The organism is Terriglobus sp. YAF25, from assembly GCF_052113305.1.
GTDB lineage: Bacteria > Acidobacteriota > Terriglobia > Terriglobales > Acidobacteriaceae > Terriglobus.
The window spans coordinates 1-8195 of record NZ_JBFRCY010000178.1; the positions used below are offsets into that span (position 1 = coordinate 1).

Below are 8195 nucleotides of genomic sequence, written 5' to 3' on the forward strand. Positions count from 1 at the left end.
CGTTATGCGCTTTTCCGGATGCAGCAAAGCCGAAGTCCGGTTGGATGCTCTGGCCTGTAAGCGCGCCGGTGCCGCGGTTGACGAACCATTGATGCAAATCGATCGTCGGTTGTACCTGCTGGCCGTTCGCTTCATAGGGAGTCTGCAAAATGGTGTGGCGGAGGCCGGCGGTGATGGTGAGGTTGGGGATGGGCTTGAACGTGTCCTGGATGTACCACTCGAACTCGTTCGTGCGGTAGTCGCGTGCTACCGGGGCGCCCTGTCCGAGCGCTGTTCCTATCTTTCCATCTGCTGAGACCTTGTAGTTATAACGATTGGTGGTCTGCGACATCAGGCCCATCAGCGCCGTTGCCGCGTAGTCGTAGTTGGTGGAGAAATCGTCACTTACCGGAGAATATCCATACGCGCCGGGATCGAGCGGGCCGCCGGTGTTCGAAATGCTGGAGCCCGTCAGATAGGATGCATTCGCCAGGGAGTCGTCCCACGAGTTGGCATCGGTCAGATTGTTGTAGTTGAAATGCCGCCAGTTTGCTCCAACCTGAATCGTGTTGCGGCCCTTCGCATAGCTGTAATCATCAATGACGTTGAAGACCGGCACGTTCGTCTTTGTGCTGCGGGAGTTCGACTCAGGAAGATCGATATTACGAAGTGAGGCATATGCACCCTGACCGATACCGATGGTCGCATAGCTCTGCCGGGTAAAACCAAAGCGAACGTTGTTGACAACGGAGGGTAACGGCGTCCAGGTGTAGCCAACCGCCAATCCCTTGGAGTTGTTGGTTGAATTACCGACCGGCTTGCCCGGGTAGTACTGCAGGCTTGAGTTCCGGTCATTCATCATGGTCCCGCGTGCAAAGATCTGATTGTGATCGTTCAGATTGAAGTCGATACGCGCGACATAGGTGTTGAGGATAATAGGCTGCGGGGAAGAGAACGTCAGGGTTCCCAGGTTGTAGGCATCGCTCGATGTGTTTGAGTTGGGTGCAGGGTAGCGCGTGAAGGTCGACAGGACATTCGGGTTTGGGCCTGCTCCCCAGGGGCAGGTGGACGTGCAACTATCCATGCCCGCGATCTGGCTGGCCGAAAGAGTCGTTACCCCTCCGTTTATATCCTCGTACTTCAACTGACCGGCGCGTAGGCTCATGCTGGGAACGGTCCGTATCACGGGGACACCTTCGTTGGTGCGCTGCCCCTCGTAGTTGCCGAAGTAGAAGACCTTGTCCTTCTTCACTGGGCCGCCAAGTGACGCTCCGTAGGTGTTGCGGATCAGCTTGCCTGGCCGGTTGGGCTCACCCGAGCCCAACTGTGCTTGCTTCACCAGCCACTCATTGGCCTGTCCGAAACTGTTGCGGTTGTACTCATACAACGTGCCGTGCAGTGAGTTACCGCCGGACTTGGTGACAACATTAGCCTGTCCGCCAGAGCTGCGGCCAGTGTCCGCGTTTGCGTTCGAGGTGACGACGCGGAACTCGGCGACCGAGTCGATTGGCGTGCGTAGAGCCCCGGAGAATGCTGCCGGAAGGATCTGATCGTTATTATCGACACCGTCCAGCGTGAGATTCGTCTGGTCTGAGCGCGCGCCCGAGACCGTGCCATTGCGACTCTCCGTAGAGTTCGACTGGTCGGAGATATAGCTCTGGCGGAATTTGGAGAAAGGTATATTCGCCGGCGTCACTGGTCACCGTATCAAAAGCGAGTGAGTTCGCCTGGTTGACCAGGTGCACGGCCGCACCTTTCACGGTTGCTCCGGACGGGTCGAGTACCGTCCCTCGCAATTGCGTTGTCGCTCCCTGCGACCAGGCCCGGGTCGAGAGCAAGCATACGTACACTACCACCAGCCAGAACTTGGAAGGTCTCATCAGTACTGCCTCCGAAGGTATTGGAAGTATTGTTTGTTCGCTATTCAGTTGTGATTTTGCGTGTCAATCGGGTGGAACTAAAACGTCGGGGGGAGAAGACCGAAAGGGGGACACGCTGGTTTTTGAACTGGCTTAAATACACCAGAGCCGTGAACTTCTTGCAAGCATTTAGAAAAGCTTTCGTGACAAATATGCCTTATCGCAGATCGTCCGCCGCTTGAGGCATGGGTAAGGCTATGATGTTGTTCGCCTCTCAAAGAGCCACAATCGGAGTTTTACCAAGAGACGAAACTCTATGCACCTTATTTCAAGACGAAAGTTTGTCGCCCTGACAGCAAGCAGCGTTGCTTCTGCACCGCTGACATCCGTGGCGCGTACGATCAGCGGTAGCGTCACTGCGCAGGAAATCTTCGAGCGTATACGGAAGAATGTCGGCGTCGAATGGAAGCCGGATACGGTCGACACCATCAAGACAGGCGATGCTACAACGGTCGTTACGGGAATCGCCACCACAGCGCTTGCATCGTTGAATGTGCTCAACGCCGCAGTCAAAGCAGGAGCGAACATGATCGTCACCTGTGAACCCACTTTTTTTGCAAAGGCGGATTCTCCGACTCCTCCGGTTCGCCGCATTCCGGGAATACCTCAGAACGAGGCCCCCAATGCTCCGCCACCTGCCGATCCTGTGTTCACGGCCAAGGCGGAGTTCGCGAAAAAGCACAATCTGGTTGTGTTGCGACTTAGCGATCATTGGCGTCTACGCAGACCCGATCCATTTGCGCAGGGGCTCGCAAGTGAGCTTGGATGGTCGAAGTTCATCGGCGCAGGAGATCCGGCTCATCTGACCATCCCGGAGACATCGCTCGATGCCCTCGCCTCCCACGTGAAGAGATCGCTTAAGTCTCGTGGAGGCATGCGCATTGTAGGGAATCAGAGCTTGCGCATTCGAAAGGTCGCTTTTCTTTCCGGATCGACGCCTCTCCAGGCCGCAGTCCAGATACTCCCTGAAGTAGACACCATCATTGCCGGCGAAGTCCGCGAGTGGGAAACCGTCGAATATGTGCGCGACGCGGTAGCGCTCGGCGGAAAGAAATCGCTGATTCTTGTCGGCCGCATCGTCTCCGAAGGTCCTGGCATGCAGTCCTGCGCGCAGTGGCTGAAGACGATTGTTCCTGAGATTTCATCAACATGGATCTCCGCCGGAGATCCCTACTGGAGACCGACGCTATGAGCACATTGACCGCGGGTGATGTCGTTGCCCGTATCAAGACCAATCTCGGCTTTCCATGGCGAACAGCCACGTATCGCGACACCTTCAAGTTCGGAGGGCCAGACACCATCGTCAAAGGAATCGCAGCGACGATGTTCTGTTCCTACGACATGATCCGCCGTGCTGCAGAGCAGGGATGCAACATGATCATCCCGCACGAAGATACGTATTGGAATGATCCGGATAAGACTGATCTTGTGGAGGGGGACTCCACCTACAAACTGAAGACAGAGTTTATGCGGGAACACGATATCGTTGTCTTTCGCATGCACGATCACATGCATGCGCAGAAGCCTGACTTTATCTACGTTGGGGCCGCACGTGCTCTCGGTCTGGAGAGCAAATATGAAACGGCGCCTCAATCGCACCATTTCACTTTACCGGAGACAACGCTCGGCGAACTGGCAGCCGGATTTCAAAAGAAGCTCGGGGATCGAGCGTTGAGAGTCGTGGGTGACCCGAAGGCGAAGGTGAGCCGTGTGCAGCTCGGTGTGGGCTATGCAACACCCACCATCAACAGTGCTGATGTGGATGTGGTTGTAAGTGGAGAACAGCAGGAGAGCGATGGCTTTCTGGACAGCCCGGCATATGTGCTTGACGCGACCACTCTGGGTATTCCAAAGGGATGGATTATGCTCGGGCACAACATCTCAGAAGAACAGGGAATGCTTGAGATGGCCCAGTGGATCAAGTCGTTTACGCCTGAGGTCCCAATTCAGCTTGTTCGGTCGGAAGAGCCTTTCTGGGTTCCGAAATGATCGAGACGTGGTGGTCTTGTCCCTCTGGTTTTATTTCCGCGTGCTGGATTTTTGAAGTATTGGACGTGCTTCCAAGCGAGGGAGTACTCATGTGGAACAATTCCGGAAGCTCCTTCGTAAGGATCAGTTAGAGTCGAAAGGCAGAGAGGGGGGAGACCTATGAAAAAAACACAGATGATGACCGTCTCTAAAGCTGTTTTGTGGGCTTCCGTCGCCGTACCGTTTGCATGCACACCCTTTGCATCCTCCCAAGCGATCGGTCAGTTGGTTCCTCACAGGGTGAAACTGGCGGCCGTGGAATATCGTGGCAAGCACGCGATCAAGGTCACAGAGGACGGCCAGGTCGCCAATGGTGAGGCGTACGCCGTTGTAAAAGACGCCGCCTTGCACAATGGTTCGATCGAGGTGGACCTTGCCGGTGCACCAGCCGCCGGAGTTCCCGAGGGCGCGCGCGGTTTTATCGGAATCGCGTTCCATCTCCAAAACGATCGATTCGAGTACATCTATCTACGCCCCACCAACGGTCGTGCGGATGACCAGGTGCGTCGTAACCATTCGACGCAGTACAGCGAATACCCGGATTTCAGTTTTGCGGAATCTCGCAAACAGGCTCCCGAGAAGTACGAGAGCTACGTGGATATTGAACCGGGGGTATGGATTCACTACCGCATCACGATCGACGGAACGAAGGCTCGACTCTATGTGAACGGCGCAAGTCAGCCTTGTCTGATTGTGAATGATCTCAAGTTAGGTGACTCCTCCGGCGGCATCGCTCTTTGGATCGGTCCGGGGACAGAAGGGCATTTCAGCGGCCTTACCTTTAAGGCGGCTCCATAAGAGGTCTCTTTTATCTGCGTCCACTGGCTTTGCTGCTTGGCGCCCGATCAGCGACCCAGTGGTCCAGTTCCGTTCCGGCCAGCAGAAAGGCGCCGACTCCAAACACATAGCTGGCTCCAGGGCCATATGCTCCGGGAGCTTCGCCGACAGGTTGAATATCACCGAGCCGGCCGTCAGCGTAGATATGTTTAAGGACGCCTGCCCATGCTCGCCTAATAACCGGTTCATAGCGTTTCCGGTCGAGAATGCCGTTCCTCACGCCCCACGTCATGGCATAGACAAAGAATGCGGATCCCGAGATCTCCGGACGCGGATAGGCGCCGGCATCGAGCAGTCCGGCGCGCCATAGCCCATCATCGCCTTGAATGGCAGCGACTGCTTCTGACACTCCTTGAGCTTCTGAATATAGAACGCACGCCTGCTATCTCGTTCAGGGAGAGCTTGCAGTACTTCAACCAGTCCGCCCATCACCCATCCGTTGCCACGCGACCAGAAGACCTTTCGCCCATTGGCTTCGTGTTTTGCGAGATAGCTGGCATCGCGGGAGAAGAGTTTCTCGTGAGGATCCCACAGCAGATCGGCGGTGACGTGCCACTCGCGGTCCATATACTCGACGTACTTACTATCGTGAGTCGTCGTGGAAAGGCCCGCCCAGACCGGCGGGGCCATGAATAAAGCATCGCACCACCACCAGACGGGCTTGGCCGGATCGTCGGGGGTCTGCATGATGCGATCGAACTGAGAGCGCAGCGGTGCGATCCGGGCAGGATCAGACCTCTCTCGATAGAGCTGCAGATAGGCCTGGCCAATTGCCTGATCATCCGCATGAGTCTGGCGTGGTCCGAGAGTCCACTGATAGTGTTCTGCAACCTTCAGAACCGTGTTCTCATATCGCGGTTCATGCAGGGTCTTCGACGCAGCAAGCATCCCCATATACAAGGTGGCGAAGGTCCAGTCCTGGCTGGGCGAGTCAGCGATGCGCGCGTTCTGCCAGTCCGCGACCATCCTCATGGCTTTTTGAATCTCCGAACGCCGCAAGGCAGGTGAGAGATCAGAGGCAACTTGACCAGGATCGGCCGGAGAGTCGCCTACGACAGCCTTCTTTTCATTTTCAGTCAATTGTCCTTTCGCAAAAGGACCTGCGAGACTCGATAGCGCGATAACGAAGATGAGAGCGAGAGTTCCTGGTTTTTCCATGAGCATCTTCACGTGGTCCTTACAGGGGAAGCAGATTGCAATGATTCGTTCGACGAATCTTCGACGAGTTCAAATCGTAGAGCGGTGGAGACTTCGGTGACGCCCGAAGCTCCGATCAATCCCAACCGGCCGCGAAGCACCATCCGGCTTTCGCCGGCCTGTGCCCATGTGTGGCCATCGAGCGAATAAGCGGCAATTACGGAGGAATCTCTACGCGTCATACGAAGCCAGACGGGTTTCATCAGCCGTCCGTATTGGACGACAGGCGCGGGCAATTCCATCTGCGAGATGGATGTGATCTCCCCGGAGAAGTCCCGCATGGAGAATCGCAATACCCAGCCATGCCTTTCCAAATCACCCTGCGTCGGCCCTAGAAGCAAAACGGCGCAGGGTGCGTTTTGCTCAAACCCAGTGCGGTAAGTGAGTCCGACCGCGGCGGCTTGAGAGGCAACCTGGGGAATGAAACGGACCGAGAGCTGCGTCGCGGAAGCTGGTGCAGCCACAAACAGGCCTTCATCTTCGGGTTGCAGCAGACCTTTGCCTGCGGTGATCAGGGTGAAGACCTTGCCGTCGAACTGAGTATCCGCCGTACCTGATGAGGAGCCAAGAGGCTGGTTTCTCCATCCGGGAGGAAGCCCTGCTGTGATCGTCACAGGAAGCGGCGAAAAGGAATCACTCGCGGGCGCGGAGAAGCGGTAGGTATATAGTTGCCCCTCGTTGACGTGCGCGTCGGTGTAGTGCGTTGTACCGGAGGGAACAGGCCAGCGCATTCCGGCTCGTTGGAGAGTGAAGGACCTCTTTGTCCGAGGCGTGAGCCAGTCGAGCTGAATACCGTGAGTGGTGTGTTGGGCATGAAGCGAGATTGGAATGACGTCCGGAGGCGGTGAATCTGAGTCTCGTGCGGGGCGCGTATAGAGCAGGGTGCCAAACCCCGTATGGTCCGCTCCCTGGCTTGGTCCCTCCGGTCTTATCTGTTCCACTGCCTTGGCGAGATTTGGTGTGGGAAGCCCGCGAACCAGATGGTAGTGCGCAAAGATCTGTTCGTAGATCGGGCGCAGCATACTGGGTTCTGAGATGACCTTATGTCTGTATTTGCCGGTGCGGTCCAGGTCAGGCCGAAAATCCACTTGTCCGCCAAGATTGTAGGAGGCCGTGTACTCGAAGCCTCGCAGGAGCAGGTTGTCGTGCGCCCCATAGAGGTCCCATCCCTGGTTCCAGGCGATCTGGCAGGCATCGCCCATGTGCGCCAAACCCAGCTGCGTGTGTTGCTGGTCGCGACCGCTCTCCTGGCACTGGCCATTCTCATAGATATAGTGGGTGAGCCGGCCGTCACCATCGCCGTGAAGGTAATAGGAGGTTGCTCGCTCAAACAGGACCGGATCATCGCAAAAGACGGCGATCGCCAGCATAGTCTTGACGGCTGCGGTATCCCAGTTGCCGTTCGCGAACGGAGCAAAATCAAGGATGGCGGGAACGATGGCTCGCCGTAGCATCGCGGTACACGCTGCCGTGTCAGAGGGGCCCAACTCACCCAGCCAGCGGAGAATCTCAGCGGCATTCACAAATTTGAACGGACCGAGGCTGGCCATTAATACGGCATCTGCCCCGGAGACGCGTTGCAGCGAATTGGACCACCCGCGCACGATCTCGCCGGCCAATGCCGCGTAGGGGGACTCGCCGGTGATCGCGGCCATCAGGGCGCATTGATAGGCGGCGTTTGCATCGGAGTCGAACTCGGTAAAGTTGACCGATGGATTCCGCCCGATCTCGTCGCCAAAAGGATGCGGTTTGTAGCCGGCTTGGGAGGACGGATGCTCCCGAAGCTTCTCAAAGCCCTGAACCAGCGGCTCGACAGCGTTCCCGACACCGTGCCGCATCCGTTCAAAATCCGCGGCCGTATGAAGAATTCCAGGATGGACGAAGGTTTTGAAAGCGGGTTGCTTTGCGCTGCCGATTCGGGGGCCCAGGAAGGTTGTCGCTGCGCTGAGCAGGACTTGGTGGAACTCTCGCCGCGTCAATACTGGTACCTGCTATCTGGAGGGACAAGGAGAAGAGCTTCGTTCTGAATGACAGTCATCGTTTTCTTGGCCCGCACAGCGTTTGAGATCGCTTGGAAGCATCCTCGAGAATACATACGGGCAAAGTCTGAGGCGGAGAAGGTTGACCTGGCAACGTTCAGAACAGTTCAGTCTTACGATACGCGCATAAGTCTTTTGAATTGAATGTCCAGCTAGAGCGATCTGGGCGTATTCAGAGCACGTTACGGCCCAGCCC

Annotated in this window: 5 protein-coding genes and 2 pseudogenes; 3 read left to right on the forward strand and 4 right to left on the reverse strand. The window is 56.6% G+C overall.

What is annotated here, in order from left to right:
- A pseudogene (locus AB4043_RS09515) lies at positions 1-1366 on the reverse strand (hypothetical protein); the annotation flags it as partial.
- Between the two features lie 169 nt (positions 1367-1535).
- The gene (locus AB4043_RS09520; RefSeq protein WP_442306943.1) at positions 1536-1859 is read right to left on the reverse strand and encodes a carboxypeptidase-like regulatory domain-containing protein; all 324 of its coding nucleotides are present in this window, start codon (positions 1857-1859) and stop codon (positions 1536-1538) included.
- A 295-nt stretch (positions 1860-2154) separates the two neighbouring features.
- On the opposite strand from AB4043_RS09520, the gene AB4043_RS09525 reads away from it, so the two are divergent.
- From AB4043_RS09525 to AB4043_RS09535, 3 genes are all read left to right on the forward strand, one after another.
- Complete coding sequence (locus tag AB4043_RS09525) at positions 2155-3090, forward strand: Nif3-like dinuclear metal center hexameric protein (protein WP_442301758.1); 936 nt, start codon at positions 2155-2157, stop codon at positions 3088-3090.
- Positions 3087-3887 (forward strand): Nif3-like dinuclear metal center hexameric protein, encoded by an 801-nt coding sequence (locus AB4043_RS09530; RefSeq protein WP_442301757.1) that lies wholly within the window; start codon positions 3087-3089, stop codon positions 3885-3887. The genes AB4043_RS09525 and AB4043_RS09530 overlap by 4 nt, the downstream gene beginning before the upstream one ends.
- 159 nt (positions 3888-4046) lie before the next feature.
- Complete coding sequence (locus AB4043_RS09535; protein ID WP_442301756.1) at positions 4047-4724, forward strand: hypothetical protein; 678 nt, start codon at positions 4047-4049, stop codon at positions 4722-4724.
- A 10-nt stretch (positions 4725-4734) separates the two neighbouring features.
- Here AB4043_RS09535 and AB4043_RS09540 read toward each other — a convergent pair.
- Both AB4043_RS09540 and AB4043_RS09545 read right to left on the reverse strand, forming a co-directional pair.
- Positions 4735-5927: pseudogene (locus AB4043_RS09540) on the reverse strand (glycoside hydrolase family 88/105 protein).
- A gap of 2 nt (positions 5928-5929) precedes the next feature.
- Positions 5930-7798 (reverse strand): alginate lyase family protein, encoded by a 1869-nt coding sequence (locus AB4043_RS09545; RefSeq protein ID WP_442301755.1) that lies wholly within the window; start codon positions 7796-7798, stop codon positions 5930-5932.
- Between the last annotated feature and the right edge of the window lie 397 nt (positions 7799-8195).